This is a genomic window from Nostoc sp. LEGE 06077, from assembly GCF_015207705.1.
Lineage (GTDB): Bacteria > Cyanobacteriota > Cyanobacteriia > Cyanobacteriales > Nostocaceae > Nostoc_B.
Genome location: NZ_JADEWI010000012.1, coordinates 76,779 through 94,887 on the forward strand (window position 1 = coordinate 76,779; position 18,109 = coordinate 94,887).

Annotated in this window: 14 protein-coding genes and 2 pseudogenes; 10 read left to right on the forward strand and 6 right to left on the reverse strand. The window is 39.6% G+C overall.

Features of this window, described 5'->3' with window-relative positions; translation table 11 throughout:
- Positions 1-294: 294 nt before the first annotated feature.
- Complete coding sequence (locus tag IQ244_RS32970) at positions 295-423, reverse strand: hypothetical protein (RefSeq protein WP_265578914.1); 129 nt, start codon at positions 421-423, stop codon at positions 295-297.
- A gap of 300 nt (positions 424-723) precedes the next feature.
- Positions 724-2,064, reverse strand: coding sequence for a ParB N-terminal domain-containing protein (locus IQ244_RS11060; RefSeq protein ID WP_193893508.1), 1,341 nt, complete (start codon positions 2,062-2,064; stop codon positions 724-726).
- Between the two features lie 677 nt (positions 2,065-2,741).
- Here IQ244_RS11060 and IQ244_RS11065 point away from each other — a divergent pair.
- The 3 genes from IQ244_RS11065 to IQ244_RS11075 all read left to right on the forward strand — a co-directional run bounded on the left by IQ244_RS11065 (position 2,742) and on the right by IQ244_RS11075 (position 6,347).
- Positions 2,742-3,947: an ABC exporter membrane fusion protein gene (locus tag IQ244_RS11065; protein WP_193893509.1), complete on the forward strand. Its 1,206-nt coding sequence runs from the start codon at positions 2,742-2,744 to the stop codon at positions 3,945-3,947.
- Positions 3,948-4,021: 74 nt separating this feature from the next.
- On the forward strand, positions 4,022-5,200 hold the full coding sequence (devC, locus tag IQ244_RS11070) for an ABC transporter permease DevC (protein WP_193893510.1): 1,179 nt from the start codon (positions 4,022-4,024) through the stop codon (positions 5,198-5,200).
- A 145-nt stretch (positions 5,201-5,345) separates the two neighbouring features.
- Positions 5,346-6,347, forward strand: coding sequence for an NAD-dependent epimerase/dehydratase family protein (locus IQ244_RS11075; RefSeq protein WP_193893512.1), 1,002 nt, complete (start codon positions 5,346-5,348; stop codon positions 6,345-6,347).
- 41 nt (positions 6,348-6,388) lie between these two features.
- Here the strand turns inward: IQ244_RS11075 and IQ244_RS32975 are convergent, their stop codons facing one another.
- Positions 6,389-6,517, reverse strand: a complete 129-nt coding sequence (locus tag IQ244_RS32975) for a hypothetical protein (protein WP_265578915.1) — start codon at positions 6,515-6,517, stop codon at positions 6,389-6,391.
- On the opposite strand from IQ244_RS32975, the gene IQ244_RS11080 reads away from it, so the two are divergent.
- The 5 genes and pseudogenes from IQ244_RS11080 to IQ244_RS32440 all read left to right on the forward strand — a co-directional run bounded on the left by IQ244_RS11080 (position 6,516) and on the right by IQ244_RS32440 (position 12,946).
- The gene (locus IQ244_RS11080; protein ID WP_193893514.1) at positions 6,516-6,983 is read left to right on the forward strand and encodes a DUF2141 domain-containing protein; all 468 of its coding nucleotides are present in this window, start codon (positions 6,516-6,518) and stop codon (positions 6,981-6,983) included. The genes IQ244_RS32975 and IQ244_RS11080 overlap by 2 nt on opposite strands.
- Positions 6,984-7,072: 89 nt before the next feature.
- Positions 7,073-8,332: a glycosyltransferase gene (locus tag IQ244_RS11085; RefSeq protein WP_193893516.1), complete on the forward strand. Its 1,260-nt coding sequence runs from the start codon at positions 7,073-7,075 to the stop codon at positions 8,330-8,332.
- A 246-nt stretch (positions 8,333-8,578) separates the two neighbouring features.
- Entirely contained in the window at positions 8,579-9,838 is a 1,260-nt protein-coding gene (locus IQ244_RS11090; protein ID WP_193893518.1) for a glycosyltransferase, read from the forward strand.
- 145 nt (positions 9,839-9,983) lie between these two features.
- Positions 9,984-11,252 (forward strand): glycosyltransferase, encoded by a 1,269-nt coding sequence (locus tag IQ244_RS11095; RefSeq protein WP_193893520.1) that lies wholly within the window; start codon positions 9,984-9,986, stop codon positions 11,250-11,252.
- Positions 11,253-11,855: 603 nt separating this feature from the next.
- A pseudogene (locus tag IQ244_RS32440) lies at positions 11,856-12,946 on the forward strand (ISAs1 family transposase).
- Between the two features lie 172 nt (positions 12,947-13,118).
- Here the strand turns inward: IQ244_RS32440 and IQ244_RS11110 are convergent.
- Together IQ244_RS11110 and IQ244_RS11115 are read right to left on the reverse strand one after the other, a co-directional pair.
- On the reverse strand, positions 13,119-13,460 hold the full coding sequence (locus tag IQ244_RS11110) for a XisI protein (protein ID WP_193893525.1): 342 nt from the start codon (positions 13,458-13,460) through the stop codon (positions 13,119-13,121).
- Positions 13,448-13,864: pseudogene (locus IQ244_RS11115) on the reverse strand (XisH family protein). The gene IQ244_RS11110 and the pseudogene IQ244_RS11115 overlap by 13 nt, the downstream one beginning before the upstream one ends.
- A 228-nt stretch (positions 13,865-14,092) precedes the next feature.
- Between IQ244_RS11115 and IQ244_RS11120 the strand changes: the two are divergent.
- Together IQ244_RS11120 and IQ244_RS11125 are read left to right on the forward strand one after the other, a co-directional pair.
- Positions 14,093-14,968, forward strand: a complete 876-nt coding sequence (locus IQ244_RS11120; RefSeq protein WP_193893527.1) for an SDR family oxidoreductase — start codon at positions 14,093-14,095, stop codon at positions 14,966-14,968.
- Positions 14,969-15,056: 88 nt separating this feature from the next.
- Positions 15,057-16,553, forward strand: coding sequence for an HlyD family efflux transporter periplasmic adaptor subunit (locus IQ244_RS11125; RefSeq protein ID WP_193893529.1), 1,497 nt, complete (start codon positions 15,057-15,059; stop codon positions 16,551-16,553).
- Positions 16,554-16,741: 188 nt separating this feature from the next.
- Here the strand turns inward: IQ244_RS11125 and IQ244_RS11130 are convergent, their stop codons facing one another.
- On the reverse strand, positions 16,742-17,734 hold the full coding sequence (locus IQ244_RS11130) for an ADP-ribosylglycohydrolase family protein (RefSeq protein ID WP_193893532.1): 993 nt from the start codon (positions 17,732-17,734) through the stop codon (positions 16,742-16,744).
- Positions 17,735-18,109: the final 375 nt, after the last annotated feature.

The following is an 18,109-nucleotide window of genomic DNA, read 5'->3' on the forward strand; positions in this document are numbered from 1 at the left end:
AGAAAAGCTGACAAGTTCGTTACCGAAAGAACATCACCTCTATTTTGAATTTCTCAGCTATTTGACAAAAGTACTTAACATTTACAAGGTGATGGTGATGCGACTTTGTATAGTAGGTTTCTCATCTTCCAGCGCGATAATTGTGTTCTGTTTCCGTTCCGCTTTGAAGAGGTGAATTAATAAAAAGAATAGCACACTTCACAGAAACTAAATCATTTCTTCAAGGGAATTTAAGAAAATAATCTGGCTTTTGGCTGATGTCAATGTTAAACAAAACATGGCATATAAGTATATTTAATCACTCATATTTAGTAATGGATAATTTGAGCGATCGCGCTTCTTATTCCAACCACAGCTTAATTTCTCAGCCATTTCTAAAGTCAAAGTATTCAGTAGATAAGTCGGCAACAAATACATCGGCATATATCTTGCTTTTTTAACAGAGCATCATCATCAGGCATAACTTTTTGATGAATTTTTAAAATAAGGCGAAAACTAACATCAAGAAGTTATGAATCAAGCAAAAATTAAATCTTTAGAAAGTACATCATAAACAATCTTTTGATGACATTTCACGGATTACAAACATTTACAGGCTTGAAATCAATATCTGCCAAAACAGTTACAGAAGATGTGTTCCAGATACCTGACTTCTTTAAATAAGTCGGGTATCTAAGCTCTCACTAATATTTAATTCTCCTCCTGCTTCCTGCCTTCTATTTATCAAACACTCAGCATTTTTTTGGCTGGCTTACTAGTCCATTGTTGCCAACGTATGACACCACGACTAACTAATTGCGGGCTTTCATCGCCAATAAAACAGATGCGTCCCAATCTTTCACAGGCAATCAATACTTCACCATGTCCCATAAAGGGAGCAATCACAAAATTATTCGGACTGGTGTAGAAATTAATTAAGTAATTGACGACACCTTCAATACCTTCTATCTGAATTGGCGATTGTGGTTTAGCAATTGGATAATGAGAAAAAATGCCTATATAAAGGTTATTTAATAACAACTCATATTGAAACGGCATTTTGTTATTTTTGTAAAACTCGTAAATTTGTCCTTCAGCACGGAGGACAGCCACAACCCTGGCTTCGTCTACTAAATAATTATGTTGCCATGTAGAGGATACAGTAGCGATCGCCAGTGCTGCATCTGAAGGTAACAGATTGCGAAACTGTGAAGTGTAAGTATCGCCACAATAAACTAAATGTCTCCCCAGCATCCATTCTTCACCCAGTTTAATCACGGGTTCTAGATTAGCTTTGGGTTGCTCAATTACTTGTTCTACTTGGCGTTGGACTTTTTTCAGCGCTAATTTCGCTTCTCGCTCCGCCATAGCACTTTTAAAAGCTAATATCTGTAACTCTTTTTGCTTTCTCTTGGCTTCAGTAATTAATTGGGTTTGCTGGGAGGTGGTTTGTTTATCTCCCTGCTGTTGGGCTAACTCCAAAGTCTTTTGCGCTTCTTGGGCTAAAGTGCGTTCTTCACTACCAGCCCTGGCGATTTTTAGTAGTACTGTAGGACTATCCGCCAAGGGTGTACCCTTAATCATCTGCTTGACATCTGGATGAATACTTTTCGCAATTTGTTTCCCATGCTGAAAGGTACGCTCAGAGTAGCCAACTTCCTTCGCTAATTCGATGGTTCTTTTGGGAGGGGGTGAAATGATTTCACCCCCTTTGAAGGTATGCTGGTTATCTCCCGATTTCGCCCGCAGTCCCATCCGTTCTAAAATCTGGTCGCGTTCTAACCACAATTCTGAACGTTCTAAGGGTTCTAGCTCATTGCGAATCAAGTTTTCGTCAATTTCTGCTAATCGCGCTTGATCTGCATCTTGATAGTTGACAACATTGCATTCAATGGCTTCCAGCCCCAAAAGCTTGCAAGCAGTGAGCCGATGCAGCCCAGCAATTAAGTTCAAATTCTGATCTACCGTGATGGCGTTTAATAAACCATTCGCCTTAATGGAGTCTTTTAACTCATTAACTTTATTCGCATTGACAGGACGGCGATTAGAACCTATATGAATTTGATTTACAGAAATTGCAGGCATAATTACTGTTTTTATATAAATTCAGTTAAGACAACCAAGATAACACGCAAAATCAAGATGAAGCATTTTATATAGTGAGTTAAAACTGAGAATTTTGTTCCTGGACTAGATTAAAAGTATTGCAGGTCACACATTGTTAGTAACAAATAAAATCATTCTGATTACTGTCACCTGTAACGTCTTGTCTATTTCTTTCTTGGTAGTCATTAAAAGCTAACTTCAGCAATATTAATTGGTTGACAAAATTAAAGTACTTTGCAATAATTGGACACAGTTTATCCAATTTTCCTGAACGCTTTAATTGAGGAAATTTAAATTTTTTAGTTAGCACTATCGTATTTTAGAATACTGGATTTGATGAGGAATTAGGATAAAACTGAGAAAGATTTAGAGCAACGCCTGCTGTAATTTATCCGCAAAATTCGTAATAAGTGGTGGTGTAAAGGCGTACAGCAATTTCGAGATAACTCACTAGTAAAAAAGGCTGAAGTCTTATGCTTCATTCTTCTGCCTTAATAATGCGATCGCTGCAATTCTAGCCATTTATACCAATTGAAAAAATGATTCAGATAGATGGATTGGCAGAATCTAGATGCTCAAAGCAATTCCCAATCCAAAATCTCAAATCCAAAACGGTATTAGGCTTTTCTCTGGCACAGCAAAATTGGAATAAAAATATGGCACTAAAAAAATACAGCCAGTTGTTTACAAAACCCCTAAGTCGGTGGCAAATAATGTTAGCAGCTTCTATCACTATCGCGGCTGCTGGTATAGGAACTTTCTACAGTGTTGCACCAAAATTTTCTCGTGTTCCTCTGCAAACAACTCAGGAAAATCCACCAAAACCTGTACCTGTTAAACTTGCAGTCACAGCTTTAGGACGTTTGCAACCAGAAGGTAAAGTTACTTATTTATCTGCACCGAATTCTATCAACGGTGTACGTGTTGAGAAATTGTTGGTTAAAGAAGGGGATGAAGTCAAAGCTGGGCAAGTATTGGCGTATTTAGAAGATTATGCCCGTGCTACAGCAGCTTTGCAACAGTCTTTAGATAAACTGCAAGTTGCCAAAGCTAAATTAGCACAGGTAAAAGCTGGTGCTAAATCTGGAGATATCGACGCGCAAAAAGCGAGCATTGCGAATTTAGCGTCTCAATTAAAAGGAGAAGTTGCAACTCAACAGGCAACTATTAACCGCATTCAAGCTGAAGTAGATAATGCTCAAACCGAGAACGATCGCTATCAGAAATTATACAAACAAGGTGCGATCGCGGCTTCTGTTGCCGACACTAAAGCTTTACAACTCAAGACTACACAACAGCAACTCACAGAAGCCCAGGCTGCTCTAACTCGTACACAAAACACCCTCAAAGACCAACAAACAGAAGCGAAAGCCAGACTCAATAGCATTAGCGAAGTGCGTTCTGTCGATGTTGATGCAGCCCAAACTGAAGTTAAGAGTGCTGTGACGGCAATTAAACAAGCTAAAGCAGACCAAGATTTAACTTACATCAAAGCGCCTATTGACGGTAAAATCCTCAAAATTCACGCTAAAACGGGTGAAGTTATTAACACCGCCGGTTTTGCAGAAATCGGTAAGATATCGCAAATGTATGTAATTGCAGAAGTATATCAAACCGATATTCAAAAAGTACGTGTAGGTCAAAAAGCCACCATTAGCAGCGCTGCATTTACTGGAAAATTGCAGGGAACTGTCAAAGAAATTGGTTGGCAAGTTGATAAACAAAGCATCTTTAGTCTTAATCCGAGATCTGATACAGACCGGAGAATTATTGAGGTAAAAATCTCCATCGATAACCCCGCAGATAGCCAAAAAGTAGCTCGTTTGACTAACTTGCAAGTGGATGTCGCTATTCAGATATAGTCAATGGTCAAAAGTCAATAACTACAAACAAATGACAAACGACCAATGACAAATAACAAATAACCAGTGAATCCATGAATTTTAAGATTCCTTTAGCATGGCTACAGTTAGCCCAACAAAAGATTCGTTTTGTTGTTGCTGTAGCTGGGATTGCTTTTATTGTGCTGCTGATGTTTGTTCAGCTAGGCTTTCAAGATGCACTATATTCTAGTGCCACCGCAGTGCATCAAAGCTTACGTGGAGATTTATTTTTAGTTAGTTCACAATATAAATCTTTGACATCTAGTCAAAGCTTTTCTCGAACTCGGTTGTATCAATCTTTGGGGTTTGAAGGTGTCGAATCTGTTAGCCCCATGTACTTACAATTTGCTAAGTTAAAAAATCCTGCCACTGGGGAGAAATATTCCATATATGTGATTGGCTTCGACCCAGGAAATCCTGTGATGAATATCCCAGAAATTGAGCAAAACTTGGATAAACTGAAAATTCCTGATGTCATGCTATTTGACCGGAATTCTCGACCAGAGTTTGGGCCAATTGCTGCCAAATTTGACCAAGGAGATACTGAACAAACAATTGAAATCTTTCCTTTTGATGGCCCAATTGGCTACAACGTGCGAGTTGGAGGATTATTCGGCTTAGGGCCTTCCTTTGGTGTAGATGGTAATTTAATTGTCAGTGACTCAACTTTTCTGCGGATAAATCCAAATACTCGGCCAGCAGAAAAAATTGATATTGGTGTGATTACCTTAAAACCTGGTGCTGATAAAGAAAAAGTTTTAGATAATTTGCAAGCCAATTTACCAAATGATGTTCTAGTATTTACACGTGAAGGTTTCATAAATTTTGAGAAACAATATTGGGCGGACAGAACACCAATTGGCTTCATTCTGAACTTAATGTTGACAATGGCTTCTGTGGTAGGTGTAGTAATTGTTTACCAAATTCTCTACAGTAACATTGCGACTCAATTTATTGCCTATGCCACTTTAAAAGCCATTGGCTATCCCAATTCTTATTTGTTAAGTGTCGTCTTTCAACAAGCTTTAATCTTGGCAGTCTCTTCATATATCCCAGGATTTTTGACTTCTATCATTTTGTACGACTTTGCAATGGAAGCTACAAAATTACCTATTATGATGACGGCGAATAATGCTCTGATTGTATTTATCTCCGCAGTCTTGATGTGTATCACTTCCGGCGCACTGGCAATTAACAAATTACGTTCTGCTGATCCGGCAGATATTTTCTAAGAAGTATGTAGATGTTCTTAGCAGCTTGCCGTTCGCATAGCGTCTCCTTTTAGGAGAAGGCTAGTATGAAGTATGAAATAATTTTCATCCTTTAGCCTTCAACCTTCTATATGAAATTCAAACTTTAGTAAGATAATAAATCCTGATGAACCTACAAAACAAAACCCTGCTGATTACTGGGATTGATGATTTTATCGGCTTGCGTGCAGCCGAGTTAGCCATAGCGCAGGGAATGAAAGTACGCGGACTACAAAGTTCAGGCGATCGCACCATAGCCCAAAATATAGGTGTAGAAGTTATCATCGGCAGTATTACTGACCCGAAAATTGCTCAGAAAGCTTGTCAGGGAGTAGATATCGTTCTCCACACCGCCCAATTGACCCAAGAAGCTGGCCCCATCAAAGAATTCCGGGAAATCAATGTCAGCGGTACTATCAATATAGCCAAAGCCGCCAAAAGTGCTGGTGTAAAAACTTTTGTCCATCTCTCCAGCGTGATGGTCTATGGCTTTGATTATCCCAACAACATCACAGAATCTGACCGCTTATCTGGTGACAATAATCCTTACTGTCAGACCAAAATTGAAGCTGAAGCCGAACTTTTACCCCTCAATTCTCCCCCAGACTTCGGTGTGATTGTAATTCGTGCTGGCGATGTCTATGGCCCTGGATGTATCCCTTGGATAGTCAGACCACTTTTGATGATGCGACAAAAGCTCTTTGCTTATGCTAACGAGGGTAAAGGAGTGATCAATCATCTATATATAGATAATCTGATTGATGCCATCTTTTTAGCCATCCAAAAAGAAGCTTACGGTGAAGTTTTCAATATTACCGACGGTCAAGAAACTTCCTGGAAAGAGTATTTTATGCGCTTGGCCGCAACCGAAGGGTTACAAGCGCCGATGTCTATCCCAAAAGATGAAATCAAGCTATTTCTCAAAATCCGTAGCCAAGGACAAAAACTATTTCGTAAAAAAGCTGATATTCTGCCAGAATCAGTAGACTTTATGACTCGACCCTACGCTTATTCTATTACTAAAGCCCAAACATTGTTAGATTACAAACCAAAAATTGATTTAGAAGAAGGCTTTCGCAAAACATCAGAATGGGTGCAAAAAACTGACATCCAGAAACTAGTGAAATAGCTTTAAGGGTATTCCTTCATAGTAGCTACTTTCAACCAAGTTTACCCACCGAAAATTAACCGCAGATGCACGCCGATAAATTGGAACTCATACTCTGCGTGACTCCGCGTTAACCTCAGCGAGACTTTGCGTTTAAAAACAACCAACATTACTCCTTCATGAATCATCATGCGTAAAATTGCACGTTGGTCTTACTTTCTCATTTCTTCTGTAGTCAGCATTTATTGTATTAAACCCGTTACCGCAGAACAAACCGCCACTCTCACAATTGTAGTTAATAACATTCGTCACCAAAAAGGTGATATATGCTTTCGGGTTTACGCAGGGGAAAAAGGTTTTCCCATGAGTAATAAAAGCGAAATACAAAGTGGCTGCACTAAAATTACAGGCACTTCTGTTACTAAAAAATTCCCTGGATTAAAACATGGCACTTATGCTGTTGCTATTGTTGACGATCAAAATGGCGATCACAAATTAAATACCGATTTTTTTGGTATCCCGAAAGAAGGCTTTGGCATATCTAAAAATCCCACTGTTTCGATCCAAACAGGTACACCAAAGTTTCGTGAGGCCAGCTTTGTTGTCAATAAAAACACCAGCATCAATATCGTCATGAAGTATTCTCTCGACCCATAAGAGAGACAAGGGGGATAGGGAGAATTTACTTCCCCTACACCCTGATATCCCTACACCCTTGCACCTCTAAACCCCTTCCCGCTAATTACATGGAAGCCTTAACGATATTCCTGTCTAAGTCTTTGCTGAGTTGGCTGGCTATTCAGGTGTGTCTAGCACTTGTATTTTTGTTTTACTTGCACCTCAGTCGAAAAAGCTCATTAGCCGATGAGCAGTTACCTAAAACGGCGGTGATTCTGTGTCTACGTGGAGCCGATCCGTTTTTATCGGAATGTTTGCGATCGCTTCTAACTCAAAATTATCCACAATATAGTTTAAAGCTAGTCATCGATAGTCAAATAGATCCAGCGTGGCAAATTGCCCACGATACTATCAATCAGCTAGGCGCAACTAACGTTGAAATCAACTATTTAAGGGTAATTCGCCACAATTGCAGCTTAAAATGCAGCGCCCTTTTGCAAGTTTTTGCCGAATTAGATGATACTTACGAAGTTGTCGCTTTCGTCGATGCTGATACAGTAGTTCATCCTAACTGGTTACGAGAATTAGTCAGCCCTCTAGCAAATCCCAAAGTCGGGGCGACAACTGGTAATCGTTGGTACATCCCAACTGGTAAGTATTGGGGTTCTTTAGTTCGCTACTCAGGTAATGTGTCTACAGTTGTGCAGATGTTCTTATTTGGTATTCCTTGGGGTGGTACTTTAGCAATCAAAACAGAAGTACTACGCCACACAGGAATGCTAGATATGTGGGGAAAAGTCTTGAATGAAGACTTGATGATGCATAAAGTTCTCAAAAAACATGGGATGCAAATCAAGTTTGTGCCTTCTTTAATGATGCTCAATCGTGAAGAGTCAGATTTATTAGGCTTAATCGATCATCTCAAGCGGCTATTTTTGTACTCTCGACTTTATCATCCTCAATGGATAGCTATAGTTGGTGATGTAATTTCTAGCATTTTATTTCCCACTACAACTATTGTGTTACTGCTGGTGTCGTTGTGGAATGAACAATGGCAAATGACAGCTTTATTATTTCGCTCTTATAGCATCTACACTTTTGGGCTACTTTTACTCATGCTGACACTAGAGATAGGAGTTAAACCAGTAATTTTAGCTCAAGGTCAGCCTGCGACAAAATTATCAGTTGGCACAATCTTAAAAATGTTGATTGCTATTCCATTAACACAATGGGTATATGGTTTAGCTATGCTTTCTTCTTTGTTGAGATCAACAATTAAATGGCGGGGTGCGACTTATCGTGTCAAAGGCCCTTGGAATATCCGCTTAGTTGAATATCAAGCGTATGATTTTTTGGATCAACCAGTAGATAGCAAAATCTCTCTGTGAGTGAATAGAGGCTAGAAAAAAATCATTCGTGAATAAATAACTAGATCCCCGGCTTCTCATAGAAATCGGGGATTTGCAGCCTACTAATCTCAAATTTTTCTGCCAAATATTTCCTTTTTTCGCAAAATCTCAAATTGTCTGACAAACTTTGTGTAAATCCTGTATCAGTTGACTATTTATTTTGCTGGATTGTAAGAGCTATTTATAACTCTTCTTTTAGATTCAATTGCGTAGAGTTTATCAAAAATGAATGAATTGATCATCTTCTTGTCTAGATGTTTGTTGGGTTGGTTAGCTCTTCAAGTGTGTTCTGTGTTGACGTTGTTGTGGAGTCTAACTTCTAGACCACAAAACCCGTTACTAGACGAAGAACTTCCCAAAACGGCAGTGATTCTTTGCCTTCGTGGTGCTGATCCATTTTTACCTAATTGTTTGCGATCGCTAGTTCATCAGAATTACCCTCAGTATGATTTAAAGTTGGTTGTTGATAGTGTTCAAGATCCTGCATGGCAAATAGCCCACAATACTATTAATGAACTAGGTGCAACTAACGTAGAAATCAAACCACTCAATATAGTCCGCAATAGTTGCAGTCTCAAATGTAGTTCTCTGATTCAAGCTGTCTCAGAACTAGATGATTCATATAAGGTGGTGGCTTTAGTTGATGCTGATACCGTCGTGCATCCCAATTGGTTACGGGAATTAGTTACCCCTCTCCATAACCCCAAAATAGGCGCAACAACAGGTAATCGTTGGTATATCCCCACAGGTCGGTATTGGGGTACATTGGTACGCTATATCTGGAACGTCTCTGCACTCGTGCAAATGTTTCTCTATGGCATTCCTTGGGGGGGAACATTGGCTATCAAAACCTCCGTACTACACCAAACAGGACTGCTAGATAAATGGAGTAAAGCTTTTGGCGAAGATACAATGATTCGTAGTGTCTTAGGTAAGTATAAACTCAGAGTTGCGTTTGTGCCTTCTTTGATTATGTTGAATCGGGAAGAGTGCGATTTACCAAGTTTAAGATACTGGTTTCAACGTCAATTGTTATCTTCTCGCTTGTACCACCCTTTATGGATAGCTGTAGCTACGGATGTAATTTTCACAATTTTGCTACCTAATCTTTTGTTGCTGGTGTTTTTAGTGGCCTTATTCATCGGGGACGGCGATAATGCGAATTTAGCAATTAGTTGGTATGTGATTTATATGTTGGCTTTAGTAATGCTCATCCTCTTTTTAGAGTTGAGTGTACAGCCAGAAATTCGCGCTCAAGGTCAACAGGTGACAAAACTATCAGCAGCTGTGATTGGCAAAATTGCGATCGCGCTTCCGTTCACACAATGGATTTATGGGTTAGCAATGTTAGCATCATTTCAGATGCCGACAGTCCATTGGCGTGGTGTGAGCTATAAAGTTCAAGGCCCTTGGAATATCCGCCTTGTAGAATATCGTCCTTATCAGAGCCTAGATCAACCAAGCGATCGCAAAATTTCTCTCTAAAGAAGAATTCAGCAGTCAGAATTCTACATTTAGAATTGATTCAGGGAATCTCTATAGCAATGCGTAAATCCTCAATTGAAGTTTTTCGGTGTGAGCAATCTGACTGATTAAGCTCTCAGCAAAAATTTACAAACTAACTAAAATTATGCAAAAGCAACAGCTACGCATTGCGCTGTTCACAGGATTGTACCCTCCTTTCTTGACAGGAGTTTCCGTTGCAGTCCATCAGAGAGTTCGCTGGTTACTAGAACAAGGACATCAAGTTTTCCTTGTCCATCCAGAAATTAATGATCAATACCCCAAAAATGTGAGCGATCGCCCTATGCCAGGGCTAGATGAGTTAAAATCATTTCCGGCTTTTTCTTCCTATACATTTCCCACAGAGCCGTTAATCTTTTATAAGTCTCTACCCCAACCATTAAACTATCGTCATTGGAGTGATACTAAATTACTGGCAGAATTTCAACCCGATATTATTGTGGTTGAAGAAGCCGCACAAATGCGGGGATTATATTCAGGCTTTTTACAAGGGTATGGTCGTCCTGTAGGTGTAGAGTATGCGAAAAAAACTCATACACCAATCATTTCGGTGTTCCATACAGATATTGTTGCCTACATCAAATATTATTTAGGCAATCAATTCTTTAGTTTGATTAGTCTCATTATTCCATTCCTTACCAAGCAGTTTAGTGAAGCTTATGATGTCAATCTATTCCCCTCTAGAGAACTGCTGAATAAATACAAAAATCTCAAATGTCAGCGTAGTGAATATGTCCCCTATCAAGGTATAGACAGCGAAAAATTTCACCCTCGGAATATCATTCACAACCCAATTCCTGAAGACAATCGACCAACATTGTTGTTTGTCGGACGGATTACCGCCGAAAAGAACGTTACTCAACTCATAGATGCTTTTCCTCTAATTGCAGCTAAAGTTCCTGATGTGCATTTAGTGATTATTGGTAGCGGCCCGCTAGATCAAGAAATCCGCAAACGCGCAGAAAAATTTCCTCATGGAATTACCGTATGGGGAGAATCTCACGGGAAAGAACTATTTGGTTGGTTCGCACGCGCCGATATATTTGTCAATCCCTCTGTTACCGAGAATTTCTGTACAACTAATATGGAAGCTTTAGCATCAGGAACTCCTTTAGTTGCAGCCAACTCTGGCGGGAATTTAGAACAGGTTTTTCCGGGAATTAACGGTTTCTTAAGTGAATCAAATAATCCTATAGATTTGGCTCACCAAGTCATTAACATCCTAGAAAATCCAGAACTCAAAGCAGCCATGACGAGCCAAGCGCGTACCTCAATTCAGGACTTTGATTGGTCAGCAGGTATGCAGAAGTTTGAAACCAAACTGTATGAATTGGTGCAATCATCACACCCACTAGAAACTACAACTGTGGGATAACTTAACCAGAGATGATGGGCAATTCAAGTTAGTTAAAATTACAGCAATCCCAAATAATCAGGACTTACGCACAAAGCTCTGTAAGTCCTGATTATTTGTGAGAGCCAAAATCCTGGCTTTTTATAGAAACCGTTTGATATCCCAATACAGTTCAGATAAGAAAACTAAATCACAAGAAAACCAACAAATAATTATTCAACAAAAAACGAAATAATTATTTTGGAGGGGGCTTGGGGGAGAATCCCCCAAATCTTGCTTATTGTCTGATAGGTAAGCAGAAATTGACAAATCAACTCTCTTAACCTTAACTGAACCGTATTGTTTGATATCCCAGGTTTTTAGAGTAAGCCAAGATGCGCGTCATCATGGAGCTTTTTCATATTTGCTTGGGAGCGCGGATAAAATCAATTTTTTAATGCAACCTTTAAGGCTTGCCACCCCACTGAATGTTACGTTGATACTAAGAGGATGTCTGAAAACTTTTTGGTGTTGTATTTGAGACTTGTAGATCCCCCTAAATCCCCCCTTTTTCAAGCAGGGCTGTTTCATTCTGAGAAGAAAAATGGTTGAATCGGAGAGTCAGTGTATTGTTGAAGAGTAGTGATGGCAGTCAGCTTAATTACGCAACTGAAGCTCGTCAAAGATTTCCGTACAAAGCAAGGACAAAGACACCCATTATGGCTGGTACTGGTGTTGGTGATCATGGGAACAATGAGTGGTTGTGTAGGTTATAGAGGTTTAGGAGATTTCGTCAAGCGGCATGAAAAAACATTAATCGAAATACTAGAGATACCAAAAGATAGAGTGCCATCGTACTCGACAAATCGCCGTGTGATGATGCGTGTGAATTTTGAGGAATTGACACAGGTATTTAATGAATGGGCAAATCAGTACGTCGAATTGAGCGAATTAGAATGGTTAGCAACTGATGGTAAAAGTATTAAAGCAACAGTCCAAGACTACAGTAGTGCTTATCAAAAATTTATCAGCGTGGTATCGATATTTAGTAGTCACCAAGGTCAAGTTGTTGGGTTACAAACGATGGACAATAAGCAGACCAGTGAAATTGCTACAGTTCAAAACTTAATTGCCATCTTGGATTTAAAGGGCGTAGTGTTTAGTTTTGATGCACTTCATTGTCAAAAAAAACAGTTGAGCAAATCATCCACAGTGGCAATCATTACGTGATTGCCGTTAAAGCTAATCAGCCCAAACTTTATCACCAACTCCAACAAAATATGCAGCACTCACAGCCCACAACTATACATACTGATTTGGAACGAAGGAGTGGTCGCTTTACTCAACGTCGTGTTTGTGTCTTTGACAACTTGAACAATATTTCCACTGATTGGGTGGGTTTAAAGTCGATTATTCAAGTCGAACGAGTTGGTACTCGTACTGGTAAACCTTATCAACAAATAGCCTACTACATTAGTTCACTCACCATTCCCTCATCCGATTTTGCTCAAGGTATTCGTGGTCACTGGGGTGTGGAAAATCGTCTTCATTGGGTCAAAGATGTTGTTTTTGATGAAGACTCTGCCCAAATGGTTGATGGCTATGCTGCTGCTAATTTCTCGATTATTCGTAGTTTTGTGATTAACCTCTTGCGTAATCATGGTTTTGACTCCCTCACAAAAGCAATACGACATTGCGCCCATGATATTAAATTACTTTTTTCCTTTTTAGAATGAAACAGCCCTGCTTTTTCAAGGGGGGATAGGGGGGATCAAGCACAAGATTTAATACTTTTCAGACATCATCTAAAGACGATGCGATAAAAACTATAAATAATACAAAAAATAATTACAATCCTAAAAAGTAAATGAGCGATCGCTAACACACTCGACTCAACCTGACTGTAATTTAAGCAACAGCAAAATCAGTTAACTTGCGAGTTTCTAGATCATAAAAAGCTAAAACAATATCCTCTTTTGGTACATCTTCCCTCAATAGCTCAGTAGCAATTCCTTCTTCTGTCCAATCTTCTTCAATATAAATCTTGTTATTTTTAATGCGAATGTGAACTTGAATATTTCTGATTTTTTTCTTTCCTTCCCAACCCATCAACAGCCAAAAATATTGATCATGTATCTCGTCAAATGCAAGACAACTTTCTTGTGCTAAATTGGCTGAACCAGAAACCCATTCGTGATATTCTGTTAATATTTTTTTAATATTATTCCGATATTTTTCTAATTTATCCATTGTAAAATTTCTTCCTGTTCCATATCAACAACGATCACAAGTACTTGATTTATTTTAGTTATATCTTAAATCGACTCCCGTTGAAAAAAGTTTTCGTAAATACTATCTTTAATCGCTAAATAAACTTGATATTCTGGTTCAGTCAGATTAATTAAATTTCGATATAAAATATATTGTCCTAAAGCAAGCTCAAAGTCTCGCATTGGTGAGGGGCTTAAAAAACTTTTAATTTCGACAATAATTTTGCGTCCATTATGTTCAGCTGCAATAGGTCTTTCTGCTGCTAAATCAGCAAATAATTCAGTATCCTTATATTTGATTTTATAAGGATCAGCTAAAATGCTCCAACCGTCTTTAATTAAAGCATTCTTAACTGCGTCATGGTAAACATCTTTGGCTGGCATTATCCTCTGAGTAATCTATTTAATTATTTTAGCCAAAGGTGTTCTAAAAGAATTCTAGTTGCAAATAATACAAAATTAAGTTAATTTATTACTGAGTAAATGAGCGATCGCTAAAATCGATGATTTATTCTCTCTCTGCGTAAGTCCTAGTTAATATACAAATATGCTCATACTTGACGTTCAAAAATCCATCAGTGGAATCTAAGTATATTAATTTTAGGTATTTATATGTTTTTAGTAACAGGAGCAACGGGGGGAATTGGTCGTCGTGTTGTGCGACTGCTACGCCAGCAGAAACAATCAGTAAGGGCATTTGTGCGACTTACCTCGCGTTACAGTGAGTTAGAACACCGAGGTGCAGAAATCTTCATCGGTGATTTGCGCCAAGCCAGAGATATAGAAAAAGCTAGTCAAGGTGTCAAATATATTATCAGCGCCCACGGTTCTGATAGTGATGCTTTATCCCTAGACTACCGCGCCAATATAGAACTGATTGACCAAGCAAAAGCTAATCAAGTCAAGCATTTTGTCTTTGTCTCTGTGTTGGGATCTGATCGCGGCTATGAAGATGCGCCTGTATTTAAAGCCAAACGTGCAGTAGAACGATATTTGATCGATAGTGGCTTAAATTACACAATTTTCCGTCCAACTGGACTAGCATCGAATTTGTTGCCATTGGCAGAACAGTTTCGAGAAACAGGGTTATATTTACTAATTGGCGATCGCCACAACCGTAGCTCAATTGTGAGTACAGATGACTTAGCAAAAATGATCGTAGATGCTGTAAAAGTTCCAGAGGCGCGTAACCAAATATTGCCAGTTGGGGGGCCAGAAATTTTGCAACGGGAAGATATTCCCCGGATATTTGGTCGGATTTTTAACAAACAGCCGATAGTCATTAACCCGCCAGTATTTGTACTTGATGGGTTAAGAAATATTATCGGTTTGTTAAATCCGCAAACACAAATAGCCTTGGGGACTTATCAGACATTGCTATCTAATGAATTTTTCTGTAAAAAAGAGGAAATAGCTAACCTAGAGAGGATTTTCAATTTTCAATTGGAAACCTTGGAAAGTTTTATCCGACGCTATTTAGCAGTTTGAAGTAAAGATTATTTCTTGGTTATTAGCATCCGGACACAGGACTAATGACTAAGGACAATTGACAAAGAACAAATAACATTAAAATTTTATGACTTTTCCCCTAGTTGCCAATGCTGCTCAAGCGCGTCAAACAAAACAGCGATTCGCCAAGCCAGAGGATCAACTGTCTTATGAATTAGGTAAGGCAGTCCAAGAATTGCCTCCACTTTACACCAGATTGTTAGCCGGAACCATCAGTGTAGCTTTATTTGGCACGATCGCCTGGGCGCATTTCTCAGAAATCGATGAAGTAGCGATCGCCCAAGGGGAATTAATTGCTTCAACTCAAGTTAGGCCTTTAACATCTCTGGGTAATGGGATGATTCTGGCAGTGAAAGTCAGTGAAGGCGATCGCGTTACCAAAAATCAAGTGTTAATTCAACGTGATCCCGATTTCCAAAAAACAGACGTGAACCGCCTTTCAGAATCTAGCAAGTTGATTAAAGATGACTTAGAGCGTTTGGATGTAGAACGCATCGGCGGTAAAAGCACTGGAGAGACACTCCAAGATGAACTTTTAACTGCGCGTTTAGGCGATTATCAAGCGCGTCAATCAGCCGCAGAAGCCGAAACCAATCGTCAACGCGCCCTCCTCAACCAAGCAAAAGTGCGATTGGCTCGCTTGCGAGAAAATTTAGATACTGCCAAAAGTGCCTTAGTGAATTCCCAAGCTAACTTAGCTAATGCTAAAAGTATCCGCGAGAGAGTCAAAGAAGCATTAGCGATCGCCCAAAATCGAGAAGTAAAACTTCGTACCTTGATTACTCCTGGCGCTGTCCCCAGAGTTGATTACTTAGAAGCGCAAGAAAGATTAAATCGTGCCAATACAGATGTCACCCGCTCAGAAGATGAAGTGACTAACGCCAACAATAAAGTTGCAGAATCACAAGATCGCGTTTTATCTTTAACAAAAGATATTGCCGCCCAAGCACAAGAAATCCGCCAAGCTGAAGCAGCTTTTCAAGCCTCACGTAATCAATTACAACGTTTATCATCTGAGCGTCAAAGCGAAATTTTGACTCAGATGAATAAGCGGAAAGAAGAATTAACCACCGTTTCCGGTCAATTAGCTCAGGCGCAAAAGCAACAAGATGGTGAAACCATCAAAGCTCCGGTTGCTGGCACAATCTACAGAATTAAGGCAACCAAAGGCCCTGTACAAGCAGGGGAAGAATTACTTTCCATCTTGCCGGATGGCGAAGAATTACAACTAGAAGTAAAAGTTCTCAACCGCGATATTGGTTTCATTCGTACAGGTATGAAAGTAAAAGTGAAAATGGCTACTTTTCCTTTCCAAGAATTCGGCACAATTGCTGGCACAGTGGCACAAGTTAGCCCCAATGCCGTAGTTGATAAAGAATTAGGGTTAGTTTTTCCCACCAGAATTCAAATGAATAAACATTCTTTAAATGTGCGAGGTAAAGAAGTCGTATTTACGCCAGGAATGGTTGCTACAGGAGAAATCGTCACGCGCAAAAAATCAATTTTAACTTTCATCGTCGAACCTGTAACTCGCAGATTTAGTGAAGCTTTTTCTGTCAGGTAATAAAATTTTGGATTGTAAAACTCGATATGCTCAGATACCCGACTTTTTTAAAAAAGTCGGGTATCTGGTTGTTCAAAAATAATTAACATAGCAGTAGTCGGATATGTTATGACAACTTGAAAGCTTAAATGCCAAGTATAGTCAGACTTTTCCTTCTGCCTTCTGCCTCCTGCCTTCTGCTATAACTGTTAATCCCAAACTTTTCCCAAGGCCGCCAATTGGTCGCGGTATTCAATGCGAACTAGCCAATCTTTTGGCCATGCAGCCATACCTAAATACGCCCCAGCAAAAGCACCTGCCAAACAAGCAATAGAGTCAGAATCACCAGATGTAGTTGCAGCGCGTTGCAATGCAGCTAATGGTTCCTCTAGAAATAACAAAAAGCATAATAAACCTGTAGCAAAAGCTTCTTCTGCTACCCAACCTTCACCTATTGCCAAACAAGGGTCAATGTCGCGGTTAGAGTTGATTAATGCCTTATCAAGACGGTCAAGTACCTCTAAACACTCATCCCAGCCACGACTAATAAATTCTTCTGGTGTATCAATGCCTGGGCGCTGCCATAAATAACCTAGCCAATCGGTATGATAAACTGAGCGCTGACTGAGAGCATAGTTGCGGAGTTGAGTCGGTAATTTTTGTGGTTCACCACCCTTGACAAGGTAAGTAATGGCTGATGCTGTTAAATCGGAAGCTGCGAGGGCAGTAGGATGACTGTGAGTTAAGGCTGCTTGGAATTGAGCCACCGCAGCACGCGTTGCATCATCTGTGGGCAACAAACCCGCAGGTACGACACGCATATTTGCACCACACCCTTTGGAGTTTGGCCTAGTTGCTTGCTGCCAAGGCAAACCTGCTTCCAAATATTCACAAGCCTGTAAGCAAGTCATCCCCGGAGCGCGATTATTGTCTGGACTGTGTAACCACTCAACAAAAGTGCGTCTGAGAACAGGTTCTAAACTAACTACACTCAAGTTTTCGACACCAACTTCAACCAGGGCTTGCCCTAAAGCTAATGTCATTTGTGTATCGTCGGTTACGCGTGCGGGATTGCCGACAATTTCTTGCGGCCCATTTGGCGGAAAGCGACGACGAATTTCTTCCACATTTAAAAATTCTGTAGCAGCGCCTAAGGCATCACCAAAGGCTAACCCAAATAAACATCCAGAGGCACGACGCATAAATAGTATTTTTTAATTACATTTTTAATACACAAACGCTACAAAATCTACCCCAATCTTAAGTTAAAACTTACGCACCAAAGTTGTCTGTTTAAACTGCGTGTAAGAATTTTGCACACCTACACCGCTGTACCCTATACCCCTACATCCTTGTCCAAAAGCTTGATTTTTCCTTTAACTCCGTAAGTCATATAAGTATCCGCGTTTTAACTGAATTTATCAAGCACAGACACGTTTTATAGCTGATTTATTCTCTGTACCTCTGGAATTAATGTTGTTTAAAGACGGCAAACACCACATGGTGATTACGGTTCACCCTAATTACTCAATGTATTAATTCTCATAAATTAGACGAAGTGAAAGCAAATTAATCCA

Excerpts from the sequence above, each read along its gene's own strand:
- IQ244_RS32970 (WP_265578914.1), bottom strand. The coding sequence starts at position 423 with ATGCCGATGTATTTGTTGCCGACTTATCTACTGAATACTTTGACTTTA.
- IQ244_RS11060 (WP_193893508.1), bottom strand. The coding sequence starts at position 2,064 with ATGCCTGCAATTTCTGTAAATCAAATTCATATAGGTTCTAATCGCCGT.
- IQ244_RS11065 (WP_193893509.1), top strand. The coding sequence starts at position 2,742 with ATGGCACTAAAAAAATACAGCCAGTTGTTTACAAAACCCCTAAGTCGG.
- devC (WP_193893510.1), top strand. The coding sequence starts at position 4,022 with ATGAATTTTAAGATTCCTTTAGCATGGCTACAGTTAGCCCAACAAAAG.
- IQ244_RS11075 (WP_193893512.1), top strand. The coding sequence starts at position 5,346 with ATGAACCTACAAAACAAAACCCTGCTGATTACTGGGATTGATGATTTT.
- IQ244_RS11080 (WP_193893514.1), top strand. The coding sequence starts at position 6,516 with ATGCGTAAAATTGCACGTTGGTCTTACTTTCTCATTTCTTCTGTAGTC.
- IQ244_RS32975 (WP_265578915.1), bottom strand. The coding sequence starts at position 6,517 with ATGATGATTCATGAAGGAGTAATGTTGGTTGTTTTTAAACGCAAAGTC.
- IQ244_RS11085 (WP_193893516.1), top strand. The coding sequence starts at position 7,073 with ATGGAAGCCTTAACGATATTCCTGTCTAAGTCTTTGCTGAGTTGGCTG.
- IQ244_RS11090 (WP_193893518.1), top strand. The coding sequence starts at position 8,579 with ATGAATGAATTGATCATCTTCTTGTCTAGATGTTTGTTGGGTTGGTTA.
- IQ244_RS11095 (WP_193893520.1), top strand. The coding sequence starts at position 9,984 with ATGCAAAAGCAACAGCTACGCATTGCGCTGTTCACAGGATTGTACCCT.
- IQ244_RS11110 (WP_193893525.1), bottom strand. The coding sequence starts at position 13,460 with ATGGATAAATTAGAAAAATATCGGAATAATATTAAAAAAATATTAACA.
- IQ244_RS11120 (WP_193893527.1), top strand. The coding sequence starts at position 14,093 with ATGTTTTTAGTAACAGGAGCAACGGGGGGAATTGGTCGTCGTGTTGTG.
- IQ244_RS11125 (WP_193893529.1), top strand. The coding sequence starts at position 15,057 with ATGACTTTTCCCCTAGTTGCCAATGCTGCTCAAGCGCGTCAAACAAAA.
- IQ244_RS11130 (WP_193893532.1), bottom strand. The coding sequence starts at position 17,734 with ATGCGTCGTGCCTCTGGATGTTTATTTGGGTTAGCCTTTGGTGATGCC.